The organism is Luteibacter flocculans, from assembly GCF_023612255.1.
GTDB lineage: Bacteria > Pseudomonadota > Gammaproteobacteria > Xanthomonadales > Rhodanobacteraceae > Luteibacter > Luteibacter flocculans.
This window is the reverse complement of the sequence record NZ_CP063231.1, coordinates 1,969,974-1,996,607: the sequence shown is the minus strand read 5'-3', so window position 1 is coordinate 1,996,607 and position 26,634 is coordinate 1,969,974. Positions and strand designations below refer to the sequence as shown.

Here is a 26,634-nt window from a genome sequence, read left to right as displayed (position 1 = left end):
TGCGGGTTCCCTTGGCGAATCGCCCACGTCGGCCATGACTGGGTGACAATCGCGCATTCGTCCCCGAAGGTCTTCCGATGTCCCTGCCGATGCCCCCACCCGATCCGGAAACCGATCCCACCGTCAAGGTGAGCGACCTCACCTTCCCGGTCGTCGGCATCGGCACATCCGCGGGCGGCCTGGCGGCGCTGGCCCGCTTCTTCGAAGGCATGCCTGCGGCACCCGGCATGGCTTTCGTCGTGGTGATGCACCTCTCGCCCAAACACGACAGTGTGGCTGACCGCATCCTCCAGCGGTCTACGTCCATGCGAGTGACCCAAGTGACTCAGCCCGTTCCCTTGCGCATGAACGAGGTCTACGTCATTTCGCCACGCAAGGCACTGTCAATGAATGACGGTTACCTGCGGGTAACGGACATGGAGAAGATCCGCGGCAAGCACGTCGCCATCGATTTCTTCTTCCGCACACTGGCCGAGGTACATCGCGAACGCGCACTCGCGGTCATTCTTACGGGTACGGGCGCCGACGGTTCCGTGGGGATCGCGCGCATCAGGGAGCGCGGCGGGATCACGCTTGCCCAGCACCCCCTCGACGCAGAGTACGACCAGATGCCGCGTGCCGCGATCGCCACGGGCGCCGTGGACATCGTGCTGCCGGTAGCCGAATTGCCCGAGCGCATTCTCTCTCTGACGCGCGAGGCCGCGCACATCCGCGTGCCGGAGGACGCATCGGAGGCGGGCAACGAACCCGGCGAGCCCCAGGCCCAGGGGAAACTTCTGGATCAGGACGCCTTCCGCGACATCATGCTGATACTCCGGGCCAAGACCGGCCACGACTTCAGCGCCTACAAGCGAGCCACGGTCCTGCGACGCATCGAGCGTCGCATGCAGGTCAACGGATTGCACACGCTCGAAGACTATCGCCACTTTCTGCATGACCATCCGAACGAGCGCCCCGCGCTGCTCAAGGACATGCTGATCAGCGTCACCAACTTCTTCCGCGACCGTGAAGCCTTCGAGGCACTCGAGCGCGAGGTCATTCCGCAATTGGTGGCCGACCTGGGCGAACGGGGCCGTCTTCGCGCGTGGAGTGCCGGCTGCGCCACGGGCGAGGAACCCTATTCCCTTGCCATGCTGCTTACGGAGGCCGCCCCGGCAGACGCATCCGTGCAGGTGTTCGCTACCGACATCGACGACGATGCGATTGCGCAAGCCCGGCAGGGCAACTATCCGGCAGCCGTCGTGACCGACATCGCACCCAGCCGGGTCAACCGGTTTCTGACGCGCAACGACAACTTCTATCGCGTACCGAAGCATCTTCGGGAGAAGGTGCTGTTCGCACGGCACAACGTGCTGCAGGATCCCCCCTTCTCGAAGCTCGACCTCATCAGTTGCCGCAATCTTCTGATCTACCTCACGCGAGACGTTCAGGTACAGATCCTCGAAATGTTCCACTTCGCGCTTCGTCCCGGGGGTTACCTTTTCCTCGGGAGTTCGGAATCGGCCGACGCCGCATCGAAGCTTTTCATCCCGGTGGACAAGAAGAACCGCATCTACCGGGCGGCGCCGGGCGGGCATGTGGCGCATTATCTGAAGGGCCCCACTCGCGAAATGCCGGCCCAGGTCGCCACCGAGGCTGCTACGGCTGCCGCCGCGTCGCACGAACGCCGGCTCCGCTCGCTCAGCGAAGTGCATCGCAAGGCGCTGGAGGACAACGCGCCCCCGAGCGTGCTCGTCGATCGCGAGGGGCACATCGCGCACATGTCGGAGGACGCGGCGCCGTACCTGCGGATGATCGGCGGTGCGCCCTCCTATCAACTCACGGCGCTGATCGTGCCCGAGCTTCGGCTAGAGTTGCGCACCTCGCTTTTCCAGGCCGCACAGGAGAACAAGCCCGCACGCTCACGCGCCGTCGTACTGGACCGGGACGGGGTACCGGTAGCCGTGTCGATCGAAGTACGGCCTGTTCGCAGTCCCGATAGCGAGGCTGGGTATCAGCTCGTGCTGTTCCACGAGACAACGATCAAGGACAGCGCGACCCACGGCGAGATTCAGGCCGAGCAGACACCCATGCTGCTGCAGTTGGAAGAGGAACTGAAGCGTGCCAAGGAACGACTGCAGGCCACGGTGGAGGAATCGGAAAGCTCCAGCGAAGAATTGAAGGCCTCGAACGAGGAATTGCAGTCGATCAACGAGGAACTGCGTTCGGCCACGGAAGAACTCGAAACGAGCAAGGAAGAACTGCAGTCGATCAATGAAGAGTTGATTACGGTCAATCACGAGCTGAAGCTCAAGGTCGAGGAAACCGCCAAGGTCAACGACGACCTGCACAATCTGGTCGCCTCGACCGACATTGCCACGGTCTTCGTCGATCGGGACATGTGCATCAAGCGTTTCACACCCCGCGCCGCGGACGTCTTCCGGCTCATTGCCGCCGACCTCGGCCGTCCTCTGCTGGACCTCAACCACAGCCTGGACTATCCGGCGTTGGCCGACGACGCGGCCGAGGCCTTTCAGTCGCTGCGCACGGTGGAACGCGAAGTCGGCAGCCAGGACGGCCGCTGGTACATCGCGCGCATTCTTCCCTACCGCACGGCCGAAGACCGCATCGAAGGCGCCGTGCTCACGTTCATCGACATCACGCGTCGGCGCACCGCCGAGGAAGCCGCGCGCCACAGCGACGAGCGCATGCGACTCGTCGCGGACAGCGCTACCGATTTCGCGATCCTGACGACCGATACGAATGGCATCATCACGTCCTGGAGCAAGGGCGCGCAGCGGATCTTCGGCTATTCGGCGGACGACGCCATCGGCCACCACGGCGATCTCATCTTTACCCCTGAGGATCGCGCACGCGGAGCGTTCCGCCGCGAGATGGAGCAGGCCCGCCATGAAGGACGCGCGCATGACGACCGCTGGCACGTGCGCAACGACGGGCAGCGAATCTTCTGCAGCGGCATCACTACGCCGCTCTACCGCGGGGGCTTCCATGGCTTTGCCAAGATCGCCCGCGACGTCACCACCGACAAGGAACGCGAGCGCCTGCGCGAGGAACTGCTGACGGCCGAGCAGGCGTCCCGCCAGCAGGCACAGAGCACGATCGAGTTGAAGGACGAGTTCCTGGCGGTGATGTCGCACGAATTGAAGCACCCGTTGAATCTCATTCTCATGAATGCGGAACTGGTGGCGCGCACAGCCGCCGCCAAAGACGATCCGCGCCTGCGGAAGGCCGCGGAAGCCATTCGCCGCACGGTGGAAGGCCAGGCACAGATCATCGACGACCTGCTCGACCTGTCGCGGATCAATACCGGCAAGCTCACCCTCAACGTCGCCCCAGTGAACGTCTCCGACTGCATTCGCCGCATCGCCGAAGGCATCGAAAAGGACCTCGCAGGTCGGGATATCCGTCTGGACGTGCAACTCCCCGCGGAAGACGTGACGCTGATGGCCGATGCCGTGCGCGTGGAACAGATCGTATGGAATCTGCTCAGCAACGCCGGAAAATTCTCCCGGCACGACGGACATATCGAAGTGCGCCTGGATCGCGGCGGCGACGCCGTGTCGCTGCGCGTCGCGGACGACGGCATAGGCATGCCTCCCGATGTGCTCGCCCGCGCCTTCGACATCTTCGAGCAGGGCAATCACCGACGGCATCTCGCCAGTGGCGGTCTGGGCATCGGTCTCGCCTTGGTCAAGCAACTGGTCGAACTGCATGGCGGCACGGTGGCCGCGCAGTCGGACGGCCCGGACAGGGGTGCGGTGTTCACGGTGACGCTTCCTCTGCGAGCCGTCGCCAGCGCCCACGGCTCGGTGCTGTCGCTGCCCAGCGGCAACCTCACCGGTTGCCGCGTCGTCCTCGTCGACGACTCGGAGGAACTTCTCGCGCCATTCTCCGAGCTGTTGGAACTGGAAGGTGCCACCGTCGCCGCGGTGCCGTCGGGCCAGCAGGCGCTGGAACGGCTCGCCACGGGCGAGTACGACATTCTGCTCTCGGACATCGGCATGCCCGAAATGGACGGTTTCGATCTGATCCGTCGCGTGCGTGAACTGGACAGCGCCCGCGGAGTGACCGCCATTGCCCTGACCGGTTTCGGACGGCCCCAGGACGAACGCAAGGCACTGCAGGCCGGCTTCGACGCACACCTCAGCAAGCCCGTGTCGATGAGCGCCCTGCTGGCCCTGCTCGGGCGCGTGGCCCGTGCGAAAACGCAGCGCCCGGGGAACTGACGCTCAGCCTTCTGCGCGCGGTGGCGCGAGCGGAAGGCTTACCACCAGGGTGCCAGGCCGATCGGTGCTCACATGACCACCGTGGCGCGCGGCGATCTCCCGCGCTACGGCAAGATGCAAGGCCTGGGGCGGATCGAGCGACAGGCGCTTCCCCGCTGTATCACCTCGCGCCGCCCCACCAAGCGAGACCACGTATTGGCCGTTTGCTGTATCCGCCACGAGGGTGGCATCGGTCATGCCGGACTCGGTCGCGAGCATGGCAAGGCGCCGCATGAGCGCGGTCAGCGCTGCCTCGGACAGGGCAAGCTGCGGCGAGGGTCCGCGATAGCTGATCGGGATGCATTGCTCGCCGAGTTCCGCAAGCGCTGCCGCAAGACTGGAACGCGGATCGCCACGATCGGTACTTTCCTCGGCGATATCCGCCATGGCCGAAAAAGCGGATCGGAACTGACGGCCGAATGTCTCGAAATCGTGCAGCAGCGTTGCCATCGCCTCTCTCGCCTGAGGCAGTTTGGACTGGCGCAGGTAGTGATCGATGAGTTCAGCCTGCAGCAACAGGCTGCCCAACGGCGTGCTGAGCGCGTGCGCCGTTTCGCGACGGAACCGGGATTCGCCCAGCGGCGCGGCGGTGTCGTCGTCCGTGGAGTGATTCATGTCGATGGGAGCGGAAGTGGGAACGCCTTGACCATAGGCGCCGCCGCGTGAAGAACTCAAACGCAGGACGTACCCGACGTGTCAAGGTGCCCGAACACACAGCCAGGGCGTGTCATCTGTCCGCCGCGGAATGGGCCAACTATTGCCACGCCCGGCAGTCGCTGTACATACGGCCTCCCGAGGGGCGGGATACCCGTCGGATGGGGATGCAGGGGAAGCCGCAGCACCATGCGACTTTCGTCACGCTGCCAGCCCGTCACCCCGCAATCGTTCAAAAACGAGGGCACGCGCGTCCTATCCCGCCGAATGCCGAAGGCCAAGAATGTCCCGGGCCCACCAAGGAGACAGACCCGTGACCGAATCCATCGAACCGGCGCTCGACGCCACGCGCCGCAACTTCGTCCTCAACGCGGGCACGCTCGCCGCAGGCACGGTGCTCGGCGCCGGTGCACTCGCCGCCTCCGCGCCGGCCAGCGCTGCGAGCCCCTCCTCATCCAACAGCAAGAAGGAAAGCTCGATGTCGCTCTTCACCACGAAAGATGGTACCCAGATCTTCTACAAGGACTGGGGCAAGGGCCAGCCAGTATGGTTCCATCATGGATGGCCGCTGAGCTCGGACGACTGGGACGCCCAGCTCATGTACTTCCTCAACCACGGCTTCCGCGTCATCGCCCATGACCGCCGTGGCCATGGTCGCTCGACGCAGACCGACACCGGCAACGACATGGACACCTATGCCGCCGACGTCGCCGAGCTGGCCGCGCACCTCGACGTGCGCAACGCCGTCCACATCGGCCATTCCACGGGCGGCGGCGAAGTCGCTCGCTACGTGGCGCGCCATGGCAAGGGTCGCGTGGCGAAGGCCGTCCTGGTCAGCGCCGTGCCTCCGATCATGGTGAAGACGCCCGCCAATCCGGGCGGTCTGGACATCTCCGTGTTCGACGGCTTCCGCAAGTCGCTCGCAGAGAACCGCGCGCAGTTCTATCGCGAAGTGCCGATCCCCTTCTACGGCTTCAACCGCCCGGGCGTGAAGACCATCGAGGGCACCGTGGACAACTGGTGGCGCCAGGGCATGATCGGCGGCATCAAGGCGCACTACGATTGCATCAAGGCCTTCTCGGAAACCGACTTCACCGAAGACCTGAAGGCGATCGACGTGCCGACGCTGGTGATGCACGGCGATGACGACCAGATCGTTCCGTTCGCGGATTCGGCGCCGCTGAGCGCGAAGCTGCTGAAGAAGGGCGAGCTCAAGGTCTACAAGGGCTACCCGCACGGCATGCTCACGGTCCATGCCGACGTGCTGAACCCGGATCTGCTGGCCTTTATCAAGGCCTGATCTGAGGTAGAGGTCTCGCACCGCCGCAACGGGCATCCCGTTGCGGCGGTTTTTTTTGCACTGTGGGAGCCGCCATGGCGGCGAGGAAACTTGCTTGAGGGTCCGTGATGCTGGTGGGCCATGGGTTTTGGCTTCACCGCTCCGTTGGCTTCTCGCCGCCATGGCGGCTCCCACCTGTTTCTTGGTCCCTCGGGGCCTGCCGGTGGGAGCCAGCCTGCTGGCGATGGGAACGTGCCTCGTCGCTACACCGCTTCGTCGGCTTTTCGCCAGCAGGCTGGCTCCCACCTCTGCTTTTTCGCTTCTCGCACTGCCGCAACGGGATCCTGTTGCGGCGGTTTTTACTGTGGGAGCTGCCATGGCGGCGAGGGAAACCTGCTTGAGGGTCCGAGATGCTGGTGGGCCACGGGTGTTGGCTTCACCGCTTCGTTGGCTTCTCGCCGCCATGGCGGCTCCCACCTGTTTCTTGGTCCCTCGGAGCCTGCCGGACCGCTCCGTTGGCCTCTCGCCGCCATGGCGGCTCCCACCTGTTTCTTGGCCCCTCCGAGCCTGCCGGTGGGAGCCAGCCTGCTGGCGATGGGAACGTGCCTCGTCGCTACACCGCTTCGTCGGCTTTTCGCCAGCAGGCTGGCTCCCACCTCTGCTTTTTCGCTTCTCGCACTGCCGCAACGGGATCCTGTTGCGGCGTTTTTTACTGTGGGAGCCGCCATGGCGGCGAGGGAAACCTGCTTGAGGGTCCGAGATGCTGGTGGGCCACGGGTGTTGGCTTCACCGCTTCGCTTGGCCTCTCGCCGCCATGGCGGCTCCCACCTGTTTCTTGGTCCCTCGGAGCCTGCCGGTGGGAGCCAGCCTGCTGGCGATGGGAACGTGCCTCGTCGCTACACCGCTTCGTCGGCTTTTCGCCAGCAGGCTGGCTCCCACCTTTGCTTTTTCGCTTCTCGCGCTGCCGCAACAGGATCCTGTTGCGGCGTTTTTTACTGTGGGAGCCGCCATGGCGGCGAGGGAAACTTGCTTGAGGGTCAGTGATGTTGGTGGGCCACGGGTGTTGGCTTCACCGCTTCGCTTGGCTTCTCGCCGCCATGGCGGCTCCCACATGCTTCCAGATGCTCTCACCTGCGACGCAGCACGGGTCCGTGGCAGAGGCATTCGCCATCGTCGCCAGCGTGGCCGAGCAAAGCGTCCAGCAGGTCGCCCGAAGGCGTCCATTCGCCGATCGCAGGATGGATGAGCATAGCCTTGCGGGCCACCAGACGCCGGTCGTCGAGCACCGATGCGATCGCCGCACGTTCATAGGCCTTCACGGAACGCACGAGGCCATGCACGGCATCCGGCAGCGGCGCAATCGGTCGCGGCACAATGGCATCCCGTGAAATGTCCGAGGCGATCTCGACGATGTCCTCGTCGGGAAGGTCGGGCAAGGCCCCGCGGTTACGTGTGTTGACGACGATGCGGGCCGGCTTGGCGCCGGTCAATGCGCTCATCACGTCGATGGCGATGCGGTGGTAGCCCGTGGCGACGCGGAACGGATCGCCGTCCAGACTCACACCGTGATCGAACGCGGACCCACCCTCGGCTTCCAGCTTCATATACGACCCCGACCGCTGATTGAGATACGCGGCATAGATGTCTACCGCCGCATCGCCATCTCCGGCGTCCAGCCGCGCAGTCAGCGCGGAAAGCAGGTCGTCGTTGAGCCGTTGAATCTCCGCGCCGCGACTGCCGCCCTGCCGACGCTGGTTGTCCAGCGCGCGGCGGCGCTCGTAGTAGAAGAAGAGGTATTCGGTGGGAATAAGGCGCAATGTGCGGATCATCGCCAGGTCGAACAGCGGCGCCAGATAGAGCTGGCGCAACAGTTCGTCGCTTTCCAGCAGCCGGTCGAACACGTCTTCGCCACGCACGCGCACGCCGCGCACCCAACCCAGATGATTGAGTCCAACGTAGTCGCACTCGACCTCGTCCGCGGGTTCGCCCAGCGCGCGCGCGATGTTGTGGAACAGTTCCGTCGGCGTATCGCAGATGCCGACGATGCGCGCCTTGCTGTGGTCGCTCACCGCCTGCGTGATGAGCCCCGCGGGATTGGTGAAGTTCACCAGCCATGCCGCCGGGCTCAGACGTTCCACGAGACGCGCCTGTTCGATGGCGACGGGGATCGTGCGCAAGGCCATGGCGACGCCGGCTGGCCCGGTGGTTTCCTGGCCCGGATAACCCTGCTCGATCGATACCCGTTCGTCTGCCGCCCTGCCCGCGATACCGCCGATGCGAATGCTGTTGAGCACGAAGTCGGCGCCTTCGATGGTCTCTTCCAGCGACGTCGCGCCGCGCAGGCGGAGATCGCCACCAAAGCGACGCACGATCGCGCGCCCGAGATCGACCATAATCCGAAGACGCGCAGGGTCCGGATCGTAGAGCACCATCTCGGCCGCGCCGAGCGCTTCCGCGGCCTCGTTCACGCCGAACACCACCAGGGGCGAACGCACGCCGCCCCCTCCTATCAATGCGATCCTACGGTCCGTACGTACGCTCACGAAGTGTCCTCAATTGCGGGGGATGGGGAAGGGATTGCAAGGCGCCCGGCGCGGTGGCGCATAACGCGCCGCAGACGCACGCACGTTCGACGCGCCCGATCAGCGGATCGCCGTCTAGCAAGGCATCGATGAAACCGGCATCGAAGGCGTCACCGGCGCCCGTGGTGTCCACGGCTTCCACGACGGGCGCCGGGAGATGAATGACAGCCGCGTCGGCCAGCCACGCGCCTTGCGCGCCGGCCTTGAGTACCGCGGTCGCCACGCCTTGGCGGCGCGCCCAGTCGATGTATGCCGTGGGATCGTCCGAGCCGACCAGCAATGCCGCTTCCTTCGCATTGGGCAGGAACACATCCACGTCGCGACAGGTCGCGTCATTGGCCGGGTCGCGCAGCCACTCCGGGCTGAAGCCGACATCGAGTGAAGTGGTGCAACCCGCGTGCTTCAACGGGGGAAGCACGCGCGTGGCAAGCTCGCGCGACAAGGGCATGGCGAAATGCACGTGCCGCGCCGCGGCGAGATCGGCCACCACCGCCTGGACGTCCAACAGGTCGTCCAGGCCGCGGTTGGCCCCGCGGTACGTGAAGAAGGAGCGGTCCTCCGGCGTGGAAAGGCTCACGGTGATGCCGGTCCCTTCGGCACCAAGACGGATACCGCCCATCTCGACACCGAATTCCGACAATCGCGATTCGAACCAGTCGAAGTCGGCATCGCCGATGAGCCCGACGAGGCGTACGCGACGGCCGAGCCGCGACAGGCCGCAAGCCGTGTTCACGCTGCCGCCGCCCAGTTCGCGCAGATAGCGCTCGGCGAACACTTCCTCGCCCGGCGCAGGCCAGGCAGGGAAGCCGCCGAACACGTGGTCGGCGTAGATCTCGCCGACCACGGCGACGTCCCACGGCTTCATGTCGAAGGAAACGGCCACGATCGGGTTCTCCGTGCTTGCCAAAGAAAGATAAGGGTGCCCACCACGACGGCGAGCACGGCCGTCACGATCGACGGCCAGCCACTGGTGGCAACGAGGTAGAGCCAACCCACCACGCTCACGACGATGGGCAAGGGATACAGCGGCATGCGGAACACGTCACCGGGCGCGTGGCGGCGACGCAGCGCGACCACGGCGAAGCACTGGGCGATGTACTGGAACAGGATCTGCACCACCATCAATGTGGCGATGAGGCGCTCCAGCGACACAAAACAGGCCAGTGCGGACGTCGCCCCAACGAACAGCAGCGAGACGGTGGGAAAACCACCGCGCGGATGCAGCCGCGCGAATACACGGAAGAACTGACCGTCCGCAGCGGCGGCATACGGCACGCGCGAATAGCCCAGCAGCACGACCAGCGCCGAGCCCCACGCGGCCAGCAGGATCAACAGCACCGCGATCGTGCCGCCGATGCGGCCGTGGATGGCCTGCATGAAGTCCGCCACTACCGCCTTCGACTTCGCGGCCTCATCCCAAGGCAGCACGCCGAGGATGCTCATGTTGAGGCCGAGATACAGCACGGCAACCAATGGAATCGAGACGAGCACGGCGAGGGGAATCGTGCGCCTCGGGCGCACCACTTCTCCGCCCAGCATGCACACGTTGTTGTAACCACCGTAGTCGTACACCGCGATCAAGGCGACGGCGCCGAGCCCCAGCCAGAAGCCGTGCGTATCGTCGGCGCGTGCGTGCAGGAAATGCGCCGCGTTGCGCATGTCGAAATGCGCGATGCCGCTGGCGACCACCCAGGCACACGCCACCACGACGACCGCACTGACCAGCATCGACAGCTTCTGGATCTCGCCGATGCGCCGGTACAGCACGGCGGTGTTGAACAGACACAGGCCAGCGGCGGGCAATACGCGACCGCCCTCCCCCAGCGATGGCACCAGGTACCCGAAATACTGCGCGAAACCGACGGCCGCCGAGGCAATGGACAGCGGCGCGGTCAACAGCGTCTGCCACAGGTAGAGAAACCCGAACAATCGTCCTGCGCGTTCGCGCCCATACGCCTCGCGCAGGTAATGGTACGGGCCGCCCGACTCGGGAATGGTCGAGCCAAGTTCGGCCCACACCAGCCCGTCGCAGAGACAGAGCACGGCACCGGCGATCCAGCCCAACAGCACGCCCGGCCCTGCCAACGCAGACAAGGCCAGTGGAATGGTCACGAACGGCCCGATGCCGATCATGTTCAGCACGTTCGCCGACAGGCCACCCCAGAAGCCGATGGCACGCGGCGGCACGTTGCGCGCAGTAGCGAGGTCAGTCGTGTCGGCTCGCATCGGCGCCTCCGTCATGCAATCGCTCTGCCGCATGGATCGACGCAGCCGCCGTGCGGTGCAGGTCGAGCACCTGCACCGTGTTGTCGCCATCGTGCAGCCATGGGCCGGGGCAGAACAATCGCTGCTGCGGACCGATGTGCCAGTAGCGGCCGAGCAGTCGCCCGTTTACCCAGAGATAGCCCTTGGTCCACTCGCGCATGTCGAGGTAGACGTCGCCCGGGCGTTGCATACGGAAGGTGCCGCGGAAGAACACACCCGGCCGTGACGGCGCCGCGCGCGCAGGTTTCAGATCTCGGAACCAATCGCCGTCGAGCGGCAGCGGCCACACGTCGAAATCGTGCAGCACGTCGCCGTCCAGCGTGACCGGACCGACGAGGCCCTTGTGATCGCCGAGTCGCGGGCCGAAATTGATGTGCCCAAAGGCGTCGACCAGGACATCCACTGTGCCTGGCGCCGGCAACGCGACGTCCGCCGTCGAGGAAAGCGCCGGATGGACCATGCGCGACACGTGGGCGATCTCGCGGCCGTCGAAGTGGACCACCGCGTAGTCGCGCACGCCTTCCAGGCGCAGGCGCGATCCGCGTTCGACATGCTTGCGATAGAGCACCAACCCTTGATCCTGTCCGAACAGAATCTCGTTCGGTCCGGGCCGCGGTACACGCGCCGGTGTCGTTGGCAGGTTGTCCCACAGTGAGGCGTAAGGGGCCAACACGGTGGACGCGAACGTGCCGGCCGGCTCGGCGCTCGGCATCGGCAGTGGCACAGCGCCCGTGGCTTCCGCAATCGTTGCACGCAAACGGTAGTACTGCGCCGTCGGTACGCCACGCTCGTCGATCGGCGCGCCATAGTCGTAGCTGGTGATGACGGGCTGGAACTGCGAGCCATCGTCCTCGGCATTGGCGCCGGCAGTGAGACCGAAGTTGGTGCCGCCATGCACCACGTAGAGATTGAACGAATATCCGGCACGCATCACATTACGCAACGTCTCCACATAGTCCTTCGCCGCGAAGGCCGGCTCGCCCCAATGCGTGAGCCACCCCGGATAGCCCTCGCCCACCCACACGGGCGCCTCGCCCGCGAAGGTCGCGCCCCTGGCGAGGGTCGCCGCGTCCGCGCCGTCCAGGCCGAGCGCCGCACCGGGAAGATAGGCGCGCCGCCGTTGCAGGTCGTCCCAGCCGTCGGACACCGAAAACGGCCCGTCGATACCGTGCTCGCGCCACATCGCCTGGATGGCTTCCAGGTAACCCACGTCGGCGGCGAACATCGAATACTCGTTCTCCACCTGCAGCATGAGGATAGGCCCGCCCCGACCGACCATGAGCGGGGCGATGCGAGGTGCCAATTCGGCCACGTAGCGCCGCACGGCGGCCATGTAGCGGGGATCGTCCCGATCGCGCAGGCGTGTGTCGGGGTCGCGCAACAACCAGGCCGGAAGACCGCCGTTGGTCCATTCGGCGCATACATAGGGGCCGGGACGCAGGTACACCCACAGGCCCTCTTCCTGGCACAGGCGGATGAATCCCTCGATGTCGCGGTTCTCGCTGTCGAAGTCGAACACCCCCGGCTCGCGCTCGTGATGGTTCCACATCACGTAGAGCGCAATGGTGTTGAGCCCCATTGCGCGCGCCATGCGGATGCGCGAGCGCCAATGCGCCTTCGCGATGCGCGCGGGATGCATCTCGCCGCTGTGGATGCGGAACGCGTGACCGTCGAGCAGAAAGGATCGTCGGCCGAGGGCGAAGCGATGCGGGCGCCCGTCCGGCGCCACAGGACGAAACGGCGGTGCCGTTCGTCCCAGTACCGGCCTCGCTGCCCACGCCAGGGGCGCGAGCAGCGAGAACGCGAGGAAGTGCCTTCGCTGCACGATCAGAACGCGTACTTGACGGTGAGCAGCGTCGTCATGCCTGCATCGACGATGTCCGAATTGGCAAGGCTGTTCCTGCCGATGTGCGACCAGTACGAATACTGCTTCGTGAGGTTGCTCACCTGCAGGTCGAGCTGAATGCCGTTCGGGAGCTGATAACCGGCATGCAAGTCCACGCGCCGGATAGGCCGGATCCACAGGTCGTCCCAGGGGCTGCCCTGGTTGAGGAAGTCGTAGGTGGACAGGTAGGAACCGGTGTAGTGATAGCTGAGGTTCAACGAGAAGCCATTCTTTTCGTAGAACAGCTCGGCGTTCGCCATGCGCTGCGGTGCCGCCTGCAGACGCTCGTTACCGAAGCCGTCGCGACCGAGATCCACCTTCGAGTTCTGCCGCGTGGCATTCACGCTGAAGCCCAGCCCATCGAACGGCGCCGGAAGATCCTGGAACTTCTGCCGCCACGTCGCCTCCAGGCCGTAGACCTTGCCGTCGCCGCCATTGGTCGGGGTCTTGGTCAATAGCGTGCCCTCACCCACCGTATCGGGGTTGGCCTGACCACCACCGCTGTCGTAGATGTAGTCGCGCAGCTTCTTGTAGAAGCTCGACAGCGACACATAGCCGCCGCGCTCCGTGGTCCACTCCGCGGCAAGATCCACGTTGGTGGACTTGATGGGTTTCAGATTGGGATTGCCGCGCGTGATCGTGGTCACGCCGTCGGACGTGTTGATCTGCGAGCCCCCGCCGAGTTGCACGAACGCGGGGCGGGTATAGCTCTGCCAGATGGACGCACGATAGACGACGTTGCCGCTCGGTCGATAGTTGATGAACAGGCTGCCCAGCGGCTCGTTGTAGATGGTGCGGTTGTTGTCGAAGTAGCCGGGCAGTTCGTTGCCGTTGGCGTCCGTCGGCGTGGTCCAGAAGGTGTTGTGGATCGACGTGTGCTCGAAGCGCACCCCGGGAATGATCTCCAGCGGCCCCTGCTCGATCGTCGCCATGGCGTACGCGGCCGTGACCGCCTCGGTACCGCGCATGGTGTCGCAGTTGTAATTGTTGAAATCCAGCTGACTGCAGGTATCCAGATCGGAAGGCAACACGTGCTGGTCGATCAGCGCTGCGACCGCCGCGCGACTCACGTCAGGTGTGCGCCAGTGGTACTTGTCCGGAAAAATCGAATTGTAGTAACCCTTGAAGATGCCGAGATCGTCCAGCGTGGTCACACCATCGTTGATGCCGCCCGTGGACCAGTCGCGATTGGTGAATTCGCGCGAGCTGTCACTGTACTTCACGCCGAATTTCACCGACGACACCGGACCGTTCTCGAAGTCGTAGCGCAGATCCAGCTTCGCGCCGCCGCGCTTCTGGCCGGAGCGGATCCGGGTGACCTCGCCATAGTCGTTGGCCCACATCGCCCCGATGTTGTTGACCGAACCGAGCAAACCGGGGGTGAGTTGCGGATACGGAAATCCGCCGTTGCCGTAGCGCAGTAGCGAGCTGCCGCTATAAGCGAAGTTGTCCTGCGAGTACTTGTCCTCACGCCCGTCGATCTCGACGTGATTCGGTCGATCGTTGCGCCCGAAGCTCCAGAAGACGTTCGGCGAAATCGTCCAGCCGCCCGCCGTCTTGTCCGCGCCGAACTGGAAGGTGGCGAGGTCCGCGCGTTCCGGGTTGGTCTCGAACCAGAAGCGGTTGGCGATGCGCCCGATGTTCGGCGCGTACACGCCAGGTGTAGCGGTCGGCACGTAGGTGACGTTGGACGGCAGCAACTGCGTATACGTCGTATTCTGTTCTGTCAGCGCATATGCGTAGGTCATCTTCGCGTAGGCCTTCAACGTCGGATCGATGTTCCAGTCGAGGGAGATGTTGCCGCCATAGCGGCGCTCGAAGCCGGACGCGATGCCGACGTTGGTGCCGGTACTGACGAGGTTGTGTGCGGGATCGTAGCCCGGCGCATTGTCGCCCTCGGCAGTGGCATGCAGGAACGCCCACGACCCATCGTTCGATGCGCTTTCGGCCGCGCCGATCTCGCTGTTGGCAATGTTGCGATAGTCGTAGTAGCCGCTCACATAGACGCCAAACTGCTTCTCCGCGCCGAATTTGGTCTGCAGTTCCGCCGCCAGGCCGCTACCGAGTCCGCTGCCGCCGTAGTCGCGCGCACGGCTCTCGGAGCGACCGCTGGCGGTGACGCTGCCGCTGAAGTCCTTCTTGAAGTCGAAGGCGCTCGGCGTGCGGAAGTCGATCGTGCCGCCGATCGCATCGCCATCCATGTCTGCCATCGAGGTCTTGTTGAGCACGATGGTCTGCAAGCCCGAAGGGGGAAGCAGGCTCAACTGGACGCTGCGGCTATACGGCATGCCCTGGGCGACGTTGCTGCCATTGATGAGATTCACGTTGTACTCGGACGGCAGACCGCGCACCGACGCGAACATGCCTTCGCCGCGCGCCGCGCCATCGATGCCGCCGAAGTAACCGGTGCCCGTCGTCGTCACGTTCACGCCGGACATGAGGCCCAACGCCTCGGCCACGTTGTGGACGGCCGTGTGTTGCAGATCGTTTGCGGAGAGCACCTCGACGGTGTTCACCGAGTCCATGCGCATATTGGTCGCGTCGTAGCGGTTGGCGACGACGCTCAGCGCCTTCATCTGCACCGCCTTGTCCTTGGCTGGTGGTTTGGTGGGTGCCGGTGTCGCCGTGCTGCCGTCAGCCGGCGGCGTCTGCGTCGCCTGTTGCGCAAAGGCCGGCATCGCCAGCGTACCCAGAGCGGCACACAGCGCCGCGACAAGCGTTTTCCTGCAAAGACCCTGTTCGTTACGCACAAGTCACCCCACCCCGAAAGTGTTCGATAGGCCGCCGCGCGGGCCCTCGCCGCGCATGGCGTCGTCCGCTGATCAGCGGGTTCGCTTTCGAATTCCACGCGACGCATAGCCGCTACGCCTGCGAAAACAGGCGTGACGCGACGAGCCGCCAGAACGGAGCAACGTGCCGATCAGTCGATCAGGAATCAGCGGACGCTGTGCGGGGGGGAGTAACCGGCGACGCACTTACCACGCGAGCGCAATGCACTCAACTTGGCGCGTGCGAGGATGGGGAGGCCATCGGCCATGACGTGTGGGAACGTGCGTCCCGCGAAGGCGCAGCTTGGATTCGCTTGGTTTGAATCGAGGCGACGCATCGTGGCTGTCCCGTCATTCATAGCGAGCTGCGCTGGCCGACATACCCCATGCATGTGGCCGCCGCGCGCGATGGACGTCCATTCGGAGGCATCGCGGCGAGCAAGGTATAGCGCACCGTCAAATCGCCGTCAACGGCCGAATTTGCATAGGTGACGGTATGTTGCGTTGCATCAGCGGTGAACGGACCGTCGCAACATTCTGCTGCGACGCAGGATGACAGTTGCGTGGCACTCCCTCATTCTCGCGGCCCACGGCGGAAGGGGTCGCCGGTATCTACGAACGCAGGGAACAACATGATGACTCGTCGCCACCCGACGCATGGCCGCGCCGTGCCCTCGCTCCGCCCGCGGCTTCTCGCGACCGCCTGTATCGCGGCGTTGATGACGCAGACGGCGCCGGCCCAGGACGCATCGGCAGCGCCGCAGCAATCGTCCGCGTCATCGACGACGCAGCCACCGACGACGCCGCAGTCGGCTACACCCAAGGACAAGCGGACCGCGAATCCGGATGCGGCAAGCACGCTCGATGCCGTGATCGTCACGGGTATCCAGGGCAGCATCCAGAACGCGATCAAAGCCAAGCAGAGTTCCGACAACATCATCGAGGCGATCTCGGCCGAGGACATCGGCAAGCTGCCGGACAGCAGCATCGCGGAGAGCCTGGCGCGCCTGTCGGGTCTCGCGACGCAGCGCGTCGACGGTCGCGCCAACCAGATCTCGATCCGCGGCCTGTCGCCCGACTTCGCCGGCACGACGCTGAATGGCCGCGAGCAGGCCACCATCGGCGAGAACCGTGGTGTCGATTTCGACCAATATCCGTCGGAGCTGATAAGCGGTGCAGCCGTCTACAAGACGCCGGACGCCAGCCTGATCGGCCAGGGTCTCTCGGGCACGGTGGACCTGCACACGATCAAGCCGCTTGACCTGCCGAAGCGCGCCTTTGCCGCCAACCTGCGCGGCGAGAACAACTCCAATGGCAGCCTCAATCACGGCACTGGCGTGGGCGACACGGGGCACCGTGCGAGCTTTTCGTACATCGATCAGTTCTTCGATCACACGCTGGGCCTGGCGGTCGGCTTCGCCCAGCTCGACTCTCCCGTGCAGGAGAAGCAGTACCAGGCATGGTGGTGGAGCCTCAACAACGGCTCGCAGGGTGCGGAGTCGAACTGGGGCGCACCGCATACGCCTGGCATGCCGGACAACGTGATCTCGCAGGAAGGCATGCAGCTTCGTGCGAAGTCGGAGAACCAGCTGCGCAACGGTCTGATGACCGTGCTCGAATGGGCGCCGAACGACAACTATCATTCCACGCTGGATCTGTATTACTCCACCTTCGATCAGAAGACCTATCTGAACGGCGTACAGTGGTCGAGCAGCCCGTACGACAACGTGTCCTACAACAATGTCGGTTACGTGCCGGCGCTGCCCTATCCGATCGTCACCACGGGCCACATCGACGGCCTGAAGTCGATCCTGCAGAACGATTACACCAAGGAACGCGACCGGCTCTTCTCCGCTGGCTGGAACAACCAATACGACTTCGGCAATGGCTGGGTGATCACGGGCGATGCATCGTATTCCAGCGCAAAGAAGCGCCTGCACGATGCTTACCTTTTCGCGGGCCTGCCGGGCCAGGCGACCTCGTCGACGGACTTCGCGACGCCGGAACACGAGGGCTTTCCCGACTTTCGCCCAGGCGTCGATTTCGCCGATCCCTCGGCCATGTTCTTCACCGATCCCAATGACTACGGTTACAACGGTCGCGAGGAATTCGACCACCAGAAGGACACCATCAAGGCATTCCGCCTCGAAGTCAGCCACCCGGTGGGCTGGATCTTCTCCGACGTGAACGTCGGCGTGAATTATTCGGACCGCCGCAAGACCAAGCAGGCGGACGTCTATTTCGCCTGGCTCAACGGCAACGGATCAACCGAGGCGGACTACGTTCCAGGGTTCGCGGCACCGATCGATCCGTCATACCTGCGCGGTACCACCGACCTCAGCTATGGCGGCATCCCGGGCGTCGTGAACTACGACGTGCTGCGCGCGCTCGCGGGGCAGTTCTACCTTACTCAGCGCAATGGCCAGGCGGACTGGAGCCGAAACTACTCGGTGCGGGAGAAGGTCCCGGTCGCGTACGTGAAGTTCAACATCGATACGACGCTGGGCGACGTGCCGTTGCGCGGCAACGTCGGCGTACAGGCCGTGCGTACGGACCAATCCTCGGAAGCCCTGCAGACCAACGGCGACACCCTGGTCGGCCGTATCTCAGACGGCACCCGGTACACCAAGGTGCTGCCGAGCCTGAACCTCGCGGCCGAGATCGCCGACAAGCAGTTCCTCCGCTTCGGCCTCGCCAAGACCATGGCCCGCGGGCGTATCGACGACGAGAAGGTGGCGACGTCCGCCGGCGTGGCCCTGGTCAACGATGGCCCCGCGGCGGGCCAGGTACTGTGGTCCGGCAGCGGCGGCAATCCGAAACTGAAGCCATACATCGCCGTGGGCGCCGATCTGTCCTGGGAAAAATACTTCGGTACCGCCAGCTACGTCGCCGCCGCGGTGTTCAACAAGAACCTGCTCAACTACATCTATAACCAGACGACGCTGGACTACGACTTCTCGCGCTACGTCAACGACAACCCGACGCTCACGCCCACCAGCACGCGAGGCTCGTTCACGCGGCCCGAGAACGGTACCGGCGGCAAGATGCAGGGTCTGGAACTTTCGGGCGCGATCGAGGGCGGCCTGATCGCCCGCGCGCTGGATGGCTTCGGCGCGCAGGCAAATTTCTCGCTGACGAACAGCACTTTGCCCGTGAGCGCGGTATCGAGCATTCCGGGCAGCCCGTCGACGCTGCCGGGTCTGTCGCGCAAGGTGGCGAACCTGGCGCTGTACTACGAAAAATACGGCTGGTCGGTGCGCATCGCCGAGCGCTACCGTTCCTCGTTCACTGGTGAGGCGGTGGCCTTGTTCGACCAGCTCGGCTACACCCGCGTGCTGGCCGACAAGCAGACCGACTTCCAATTGGGCTACGCGTTCGAGCACGGCACGTGGAACGGTCTGTCGATCCTGTTGCAGGTGAACAACCTCACCAACTCGCCGATGAAGACCGAACAGATCTCGGGCTTGCCGAACAATGTGAAGGTCGCCCGACCTCTGGAATACGACACCTTCGGTCGCACGGTGATGTTCGGCGTCAACTACAAGCTCTGATCCTCGCGCGCCGTGCTGGGCACGCAGGCCCAGCACGGCACCACGACCTGGCAGCCGACCTCCTCGTCCACATGGAGCACGGTGCCCTCACCGTGGCAGATCGGGCAGACGGGCGGGTTGTCGGTGGAAGACATGGGCGTTTTCCTGACGGAACGCCCCCCGTTATACGCCGCGTCGCTAGCCCATCGCCAGCAGGCTGGCTCCCACCAGCACTACATGCCTCCCATCGCCAGCAGGCTGGCTCCCACCAGCACTACATGTTCCGGTCGACAGCACCCCAGTACTGCATGCCTCCATCGTCGGACCGGAGGAGCATTGCTCGGTGGGAGCCAGCCTGCTGGCGATGGGGAGAACGCAGTAACTTGCATGAGCCGCGAAGCGACGTTGCCGTCATGCCCGGGGCGGTTCCGTGCACGGGATCGCAGGTCTTCGCAAGCCGGCTACGACGTGCTCCGTATGCTGTCCACCGAAGACTTTCGGAGGACCCCCTCGATGACACTCCCTGACCACCGTGGCATGCATACCGTCGTTATCGTCGGAGGCGGTGCCGCCGGCATCGAACTCGCGACACGACTGGGCAAGCGCGGCGATCTCGACGTGGCGCTGGTGGATCGCGATGCCAGCCATTTCTGGAAGCCGCGCCTGCACGAACTGGCCGCGGGATTACTGGGCGATGGCGAGGAAGCCGTGCCCTACCTTGCCCATGCCCAGTCCCACGGCTATCGCTACGAGCCGGGTGCCTTGCGCGGCCTCGACGTCGAGGCACGCCGCATCGACCTCGACGAGGTTCGCCTGCCGATGACGGACGAGTTGATCCTCCCGCCGCGCTCGCTGCGCTACGACACGCTGGTGCTCGCCATCGGCAGCCGCGTGAACGACTTCGGCACGCCCGGCGTCCTCGCTTACTGCGACATGCTGGACAGCCCCGCCCAGGCGATCGCGCTGCGTCGAAAAATCCTCGCACTCGCCCTGCGCAGCGCAGGCGATCCGGAGCGTCGCATCCGCATCGGCATCGTGGGCGCAGGCGCCACAGGCGTCGAACTGGCCGCCGAGCTGCACCACGCCTTCGACGACATGCACCGCTATGGCGGGCTGGGCTCGGCGTCCAAGCTCGACATCACGTTGATGGACATGGCGCCACGCGTGCTGCCTGCGGTAGACCCGAGCACGTCGGCCTCTGCGCAGCGCACGTTGGAAGACATCGGCGTCGACGTGCGTCTCGGCGTCGGCGTAGATGCCGTGACACCCGAAGCCTTCCATCTGTCTGACGGCAGCACCGTGCCCTGCGACATTCGCGTCTGGGCAGCGGGCGTCACAGGCCATCCGATCGTGGCGGAGCTGGGGGTTTTCGAGCTATCGAAGGACCGGCGCATCGTCGTGGACGAACGCCTCGCAGCGAAGGGCGTGGCAAACGTGTATGCCATCGGCGATTGCGCGTATGCACCGGCCGGCGCCGAAGGCGCCAGCGTGCCACCGACCGCCCAGGCGGCGCATCAGCAGGCGGGTTACCTGGCGGACGCCCTGCCCCGCGCGCTGCGCAGTGAGACCGTGCGCGCCTTCGTCTATCGATCGAAAGGCACGCTGGTGTCGCTGGGCGAACGCCAGGCGACCGGCGAACTCCCCGCCGTGCCACGCAAAACGCCCATTCCCATGCGCGGCCTGCTCGCCAAGGGACTCTACGTATGGCTGCAGCACATGCATCGCGTCGCGCTGCACGGATGGTTCCGCGCCTTGGCGCTGTGGCTGGCAGACGGCTTGCGCAACACGACACTGCCGCCCGTCAAATTGCATTGAGATGACGAAGCGCGGGGACGACGTGGCGTTCGTCGTCTCCCGCGCTTCGTCAATCCGTTACTTCACTGCGTGTTCGAGCGCCTCGAAATCTTCCTGGGACAGTTCGAGTGACGCGCCCTTGACGTTGTCCGCAAGGTGATGCGGGTTGCCGGTGCCCGGAATGGGCAGCATCACGGGCGAACGCTTCAGCAGCCACGCAAGCGCCACCTGTCCGTCGGTCGCCCCGAGCTTCTTCGCAATGGTGGAAAGCACCGAGCCCTCCTTGGCCAGTTCACCGGCAGCCAGCGGGAACCAGGGAATGAAGCCGATGTTGTGCTTGGTGGCGTAATCGAGCACAGCTTCGCTCTGCCGATTGCCCAGGTTGTACAGGTTCTGCACTGTGGCGACCTTGAAGAAAGGCTCGGCCGCCTGGATGTCCTCGACGCTCACCTCGGACAGTCCGACATGGCGAATGAGGCCTTCCTTCTGCATGTCGCGAATGACGCCGAACTGCTCGTCGCGCGGCACCTTGGTGTCGATGCGATGCAACTGCCACAGGTCGATCCGTTCCACGCCCAGACGGCGCAGGCTCATGAGCACGCACTGGCGCAGGTATTCGGGCCGACCGACGGGCGCCCAGATGTCCGGGCCATGGCGGGTGAGGCCGCCCTTGGTCGCAATGACCAGGCCCTTGTACGGATGCAGCACTTCGCGGATCAGATCCTCGCTGATGAACGGGCCGTAGCTATCGGCCGTGTCGATGAGGTTCACGCCGAGGCCGGGCAGCGCCGCCAGGGTGTCACGGGCGGCCTTGGGGTCTGCCGGTTCACCCCAGATGCCCTTGCCGGTGACGCGCATGGCACCAAAGCCGAGCCGATTGACCTCGAGGTCGCCACCGATCTTGAACGTGCCGCTTGCGGATGCGTTGATGCTTGTCATGGGTGACTCCATTGCGTCGGATGAAAGGGGATGCCAATGACATTGGGACGATGATGAACGTCTAAAGGTTCTCGTCGCCGCTCGCTTGCACGAAGCTACCCTTAAAGCCGATCCGCAATTTCCTGCAACAGCGCGCCAATGTCGCCACGCGCCACCGGACGCGCCAGCAGCAGCGCCTCCACCCGCTCCACATCTTCCGCCAGTTGCATGGCCCCGGAGACCAGCGCGGCGCCCTTCAGCCGATGGGTCACACGCAGGGCCCGCTCCGGGTCGGCGTCTTCCAGGGCGGCGTGGATCGCGGCGAGATCGCGCAGGCTTTCCTCACGCAGCGTGTGTTCGGCCAGGGTCGTGCCGGGCGCGCCGACCAGCGCGTCGCGCAGACGATCGAGCGACAGCGGCTTGCCGAGCACCGTGTCGATCCCGCTTTCGACGCAACGGCGCATATGCGTTTCGCCATCGTTGGCGGAGATGGCGATGAACCGCGTCGGTGCGATGCCGGCGGCCGCCTCGCGTGCGCGCAGCTCGGCGGCGATGTCGTAGCCCTGCATGTCGGGCAGTTCGCAATCCAGCAGCACGCCCGCGTAACGACCCGGGACGAAGGTGTCGATGGCCGCCTGTCCGTGATCCACCGCGTCCGTTTCGTATCCAAGGAACTTGAGCTGGGCGGCAATGATCTGCCGATTGGCCGGGTGATCCTCCACCAACAGCACCGTGCCGGCCGCCGCGGGCAATGCGTCGATGGCAGCCTCACCGGCGTCTTCGGTCGCCGGCACCACGGGCACACGACTGGTGGGCAGTTCGATTCGTACGGCGGTGCCCACGCTGACATCGCTGCTCAGTTCCAGGCGACCGCCCAGGTGGCGCACGATCTCGGCGCAGATGCCGAGGCCCAGGCCGGTACCGCCCATGCGCTTGGAGTGTGCGCCGTGCGCCTGCGAAAACGGTCGGAACAACTCGCGCTGCCGTTCGGGCGGCACGCCGATACCGGTATCGAACACTTCCACCACCAGATGGCGCACCTCACCGGTGGCTTCGCTGGCGGTCTGCCATAGCGCAATACCAACGTGTCCCTGCTCGGTGAACTTCACCGCGTTGGAGAGCAGGTTTTCCATGAGCTGGCGCAGCCGGGTCTCGTCGAGCAGCAACCACGGCAGTGCGCCCATGGGCAGATCGAGCCGAACGTCGAGGCCCTTCTGGTCGATAGCGGCGCGCTGCCCTTCGATCACGTCGCGTGCGATGCCCACGGCGTCGCACGCAATCAGATCCGGGGTGAAGCCTTCGCTCTCGGAGCGACTGTAATCGAGCGCACTCTTAAGAAGATTCTGAAGACTGCGACTGCTCGACTGCGCGATCGCCATGAGATCGCGCTGCGGTCCTTCGAGCGAGGTGCGCGACAACAGCTCGATCGACGAGACCACCGCGTTCACCGCATTGCGCACTTCATGGCTCATGACGGCCAGCAGCATGGTCTTCTGCCGCTCGCCACGATGCGAGGCCAACTGCGCGCGGCGCAGCTGCCAAAGCGCGAAGACCAACGCGAGAATCAGCGCGACGCCAAGCCCGATCTCGATCCGATAGGCCGACGCCACCTGCGACAAGGTGGGCGCGCGCAGATACGCGGTTTCAAGCCAGCGCTCGATCACCGCCCGGTTCTCCTCCGGGCCGATGCCGTGCAGGCTGTCGTCGATGATCGCCAGCAGTTCCGGCGCATTTTTGTGCACCGCCACCCGGGCAGCCACAGGCATTTCTGTCACGTTGCCCGCAATGCGCAGGCTCAGCGCGTAATCGCGCCGGACGATGGGATGGTAGGCCACGTCCACGCCGATGCCGGCATCGGCAATGCCGCTCTCCACGGCCGCCAGTACCTGGTGGATGTCCGCCAGGGGCAAGCGCGTGATCGCGGGGTGTTCCCGGCGGAGCCACGATTCATACGCGCCGCCGCCCTTGAACGCGACCGTGCGGCCTTCCAGCGCATGCATGTCGAGCGTGGCCGGGCCGACGGTGCGGCTGATGATGACGGTTCGACCGACGTAGAACGGCGAGGACACCAGCGCGCGGTCACCCACGTCCGCCGCAAGCAGGCGATCGCTGAGCGACGGCAGCATGTCGATGCGCCCGTCGTCGAACGCGCGTACGGCGTCCTCCCATGACTTCATACGCACGGTGACGAAGCGCAGCCCCGTATGCCGCGAAACAAGTTCCAGGTACTGGCTGACCAGCGGATTGCCCCAGCCCTCGCCCGCCTCCGATCCCTGCTGCGGATCGATACCGATCCGCAGCGTCGGGTGGGCCGCGACCCACCGCTTGCGCGCTTCCGGACTCGGCGATTCGGTTCCTGCGACGACGGCGACGACGAACAGCCCCAGGATCAAGGCAAGGACGCGCCTCACTTCGGCGGTCCGCCGTCCAACGCGAAGATGTAGTCGCGCATCAGGTACAGCTCGTTGTCCGACGTGACGCGCAGCTTGCGGAAGGCGGCCGATTTCTGCGTGCTGATGGTCTTCAGGCTGCGCCCCGAACGGGCCGCGATCTGCCCCACGGTCATGCCTTCGAGCAACTGCCGGACCACTTCCCATTCGCGCGGAGACAGCGGCACCAGGTTCGGCCGTTCGGCCGCTTCGGCATCGCGCGACGGAAGGTACTCCCGTCCGGTCATCAGCGCGTCGATGGCACGGATCACCTCGTCCGGGTCCTGGCTCTTCGCCACAAAACCATCGGCGCCTGCCTGGCGCAGGCTGTGCACGACGAGGCCCTGTTCGTGCGCCGAGACGACCAGGATCTTCATTTTGGGGTACGACGCCCGCAGGAGCTTGATCAGGGCTACGCCATCGATGTCGTCCAGCGCAAGCGAATAATCGATGATGGCGACGTCGACCGGCATGCTCGCCAGCATCGCGCGGAACGGCCGGCTGCTGGCGTGGCTACCCACAATCACGATGGAGGGAGATTTCTCAAGGTGCGCAGTCAGCCCCTTCAGGACGAGCGCGTGGTCGTCCAGCAAGGCCACGCGCACAGAGCCAAAATAGGATCGCGCGGACATGAGTGGACCATGAAGCCATAGTTGTAATCGAATGCCCACTTGCGTGGGCGATGCGGGACGAACCATATCTCGGAGCCGCCACCTTGTAAACGTTGCCATGCTCGGCGAAGCACTCGATTCGACCTCGCACAGGTTGCCGATATCGGCCATTCGACCACCTCCGTAAGCCATACAGGCAATGCCCGCGCGCGTTGCTACGCTTTGGTGGCCCCCGTCAGACGGGGTTTTGTGACGCCTTCCAAGGGGTAGATGCTGGCATGGACACTGAGAGCCGCAGAATGGCCGCCGGCACCGCTGGCATGGTCGAATCCGACGCGAGCGCGTCGCCGTGGACCCGACAGGAGCGCTTCGCCGCTCCCTCGCTGGACACCGTGCGCATCGGCATCGTGGGCCTGGGCTACGTCGGCCTGCCGCTGGCGGTGGAGTTCGGCAAGCGCTTCGCCACGCTGGGTTTCGACATTCGCTCCGAACGCGTCGACGCCTTGCGCGGCGGACACGATGCCACGCTCGAAGTGGAAACCGCCGAGCTTGCGGAAGCGAAGCGACTGCGCTTCTCGGCCTACGTGAGCGAACTGGCCGAATGCAACGTCTATATCGTGACCGTCCCCACCCCGATCGACGACGCGCGTCGACCCGATCTCACCCCGCTGGTACGCGCGAGCGAGATGCTGGCGAAGGTGTTGAAGCGCGGCGACGTGGTGGTCTACGAGTCCACCGTCTACCCCGGCTGTACCGAAGAGGTCTGCGTACCGTTGCTCGAGCGCGGTTCCGGCCTGGCCTTCAACGTGGACTTCTTTGCCGGCTACAGCCCCGAACGCATCAACCCGGGCGACAAGAGCCATCGGGTGAGCAGCATTCTCAAGGTGACATCGGGCTCGACGCCCGAGGTGGCCGACTTCGTCGACGCACTGTATCGCTCCGTCATCACGGCGGGCACCCACCGGGCGAGTTCGCTTAAGGTAGCCGAGGCCGCCAAGGTCATCGAGAACACGCAGCGGGATCTCAACATCGCGCTGGTCAACGATCTGGCCATCCTCTTCAACAAGCTCGGCATCGATACGCTCGAGGTTCTCGAAGCCGCTGGTACCAAGTGGAATTTCCTTCCGTTCCGCCCGGGTCTCGTGGGCGGCCACTGCATCAGCGTCGATCCGTACTACCTGACGCACAAGGCGCAGCAGGTCGGTCACCACCCGGACGTCATCCTGGCCGGCCGCCGCACCAACGATGGCATGGGTCCGTACATCGCGGGCGAGGCGATCCGCCTGATGGTCCGCAAGGGCATCAATCCCGTCGACGCACGGGTGCTCGTGCTCGGCCTGGCCTTCAAGGAGAACTGTCCCGACCTGCGCAATACGCGTGTCGTGGATATCCTTGGCGCACTCGCCGGATACGGCATGCGCGTGGACGTGCACGATCCCTGGGTGCATGCGGACGAAGCCCGCCACGAGTACGGCATCGACCCTGTAGCCGAACCTGTGCACGGCAGCTATGACGCCATCATCGTGGCTGTGGGGCATCACCAGTTCGTGACCTGGGGTGCGACCGGCATCCGCGCCTTCGGCAAGCCTACGTGCGTGATCTACGACGTGAAATACGTGCTGCCGCGCGACGTGGTGGACGGCAGGCTCTGAGT

At 65.0% G+C, this 26,634-nt stretch carries 15 protein-coding genes; 5 read left to right on the top strand and 10 right to left on the bottom strand.

The window, feature by feature from the left end:
- Positions 1–77: 77 nt before the first annotated feature.
- A complete protein-coding gene (locus IM816_RS08380; protein WP_250340534.1) occupies positions 78–4,226 on the top strand; it encodes a CheR family methyltransferase in 4,149 nt (1,382 codons plus the stop codon).
- Positions 4,227–4,229: 3 nt separating this feature from the next.
- Here IM816_RS08380 and IM816_RS08375 read toward each other — a convergent pair whose 3' ends face one another.
- Positions 4,230–4,880, bottom strand: coding sequence for a hypothetical protein (locus IM816_RS08375; RefSeq protein ID WP_250340533.1), 651 nt, complete (start codon positions 4,878–4,880; stop codon positions 4,230–4,232).
- Positions 4,881–5,397: 517 nt separating this feature from the next.
- On the opposite strand from IM816_RS08375, the gene IM816_RS08370 reads away from it, so the two are divergent.
- Complete coding sequence (locus tag IM816_RS08370; protein WP_083527363.1) at positions 5,398–6,219, top strand: alpha/beta fold hydrolase; 822 nt, start codon at positions 5,398–5,400, stop codon at positions 6,217–6,219.
- Positions 6,220–7,325: 1,106 nt separating this feature from the next.
- Here the strand turns inward: IM816_RS08370 and IM816_RS08365 are convergent.
- The 5 genes from IM816_RS08365 to IM816_RS08345 are packed head-to-tail and all read right to left on the bottom strand — an operon-like array spanning position 7,326 to position 15,608.
- The gene (locus IM816_RS08365) at positions 7,326–8,741 is read right to left on the bottom strand and encodes a family 4 glycosyl hydrolase (protein WP_256470272.1); all 1,416 of its coding nucleotides are present in this window, start codon (positions 8,739–8,741) and stop codon (positions 7,326–7,328) included.
- Positions 8,719–9,663 carry a carbohydrate kinase family protein gene (locus IM816_RS08360; protein WP_250340531.1) on the bottom strand — a complete coding sequence of 315 codons (945 nt, stop codon included), beginning with the start codon at positions 9,661–9,663 and terminating at the stop codon, positions 8,719–8,721. The genes IM816_RS08365 and IM816_RS08360 overlap by 23 nt, the downstream gene beginning before the upstream one ends.
- Positions 9,642–11,006 (bottom strand): APC family permease, encoded by a 1,365-nt coding sequence (locus IM816_RS08355; RefSeq protein WP_250340530.1) that lies wholly within the window; start codon positions 11,004–11,006, stop codon positions 9,642–9,644. Before IM816_RS08355 ends, IM816_RS08360 begins: the two co-directional genes overlap by 22 nt.
- A complete protein-coding gene (locus IM816_RS08350; protein ID WP_250340529.1) occupies positions 10,987–12,870 on the bottom strand; it encodes a glycoside hydrolase family 35 protein in 1,884 nt (627 codons plus the stop codon). The genes IM816_RS08355 and IM816_RS08350 overlap by 20 nt, the downstream gene beginning before the upstream one ends.
- A 2-nt stretch (positions 12,871–12,872) precedes the next feature.
- Positions 12,873–15,608: a TonB-dependent receptor gene (locus IM816_RS08345; RefSeq protein WP_425602638.1), complete on the bottom strand. Its 2,736-nt coding sequence runs from the start codon at positions 15,606–15,608 to the stop codon at positions 12,873–12,875.
- A 725-nt stretch (positions 15,609–16,333) separates the two neighbouring features.
- Between IM816_RS08345 and IM816_RS08340 the strand changes: the two genes are divergently transcribed.
- On the top strand, positions 16,334–19,249 hold the full coding sequence (locus tag IM816_RS08340) for a TonB-dependent receptor (RefSeq protein WP_425602637.1): 2,916 nt from the start codon (positions 16,334–16,336) through the stop codon (positions 19,247–19,249).
- Here the strand turns inward: IM816_RS08340 and IM816_RS08335 are convergent.
- Positions 19,237–19,383, bottom strand: a complete 147-nt coding sequence (locus tag IM816_RS08335; protein ID WP_250340526.1) for a hypothetical protein — start codon at positions 19,381–19,383, stop codon at positions 19,237–19,239. The two genes, IM816_RS08340 and IM816_RS08335, sit on opposite strands and share 13 nt — an antisense overlap.
- A 358-nt stretch (positions 19,384–19,741) precedes the next feature.
- Here IM816_RS08335 and IM816_RS08330 point away from each other — a divergent pair, with 358 nt between their 5' ends.
- The gene (locus IM816_RS08330) at positions 19,742–21,043 is read left to right on the top strand and encodes an NAD(P)/FAD-dependent oxidoreductase (RefSeq protein ID WP_250340525.1); all 1,302 of its coding nucleotides are present in this window, start codon (positions 19,742–19,744) and stop codon (positions 21,041–21,043) included.
- A gap of 57 nt (positions 21,044–21,100) precedes the next feature.
- On the opposite strand, the gene IM816_RS08325 is transcribed toward IM816_RS08330, so the two are convergent.
- The 3 genes from IM816_RS08325 to IM816_RS08315 form a co-directional block, all read right to left on the bottom strand.
- The gene (locus IM816_RS08325; protein ID WP_072320844.1) at positions 21,101–21,961 is read right to left on the bottom strand and encodes an aldo/keto reductase; all 861 of its coding nucleotides are present in this window, start codon (positions 21,959–21,961) and stop codon (positions 21,101–21,103) included.
- 101 nt (positions 21,962–22,062) lie between these two features.
- Positions 22,063–24,351 carry a hybrid sensor histidine kinase/response regulator gene (locus IM816_RS08320; protein ID WP_250340524.1) on the bottom strand — a complete coding sequence of 763 codons (2,289 nt, stop codon included), beginning with the start codon at positions 24,349–24,351 and terminating at the stop codon, positions 22,063–22,065.
- Positions 24,348–25,001, bottom strand: coding sequence for a response regulator (locus IM816_RS08315; RefSeq protein ID WP_250340523.1), 654 nt, complete (start codon positions 24,999–25,001; stop codon positions 24,348–24,350). The genes IM816_RS08320 and IM816_RS08315 overlap by 4 nt, the downstream gene beginning before the upstream one ends.
- Before the next feature lie 362 nt (positions 25,002–25,363).
- Between IM816_RS08315 and tviB the strand changes: the two genes are divergently transcribed.
- Complete coding sequence (gene tviB / locus IM816_RS08310) at positions 25,364–26,632, top strand: Vi polysaccharide biosynthesis UDP-N-acetylglucosamine C-6 dehydrogenase TviB (protein ID WP_250340721.1); 1,269 nt, start codon at positions 25,364–25,366, stop codon at positions 26,630–26,632.
- The last annotated feature ends 2 nt before the right edge of the window (positions 26,633–26,634 follow it).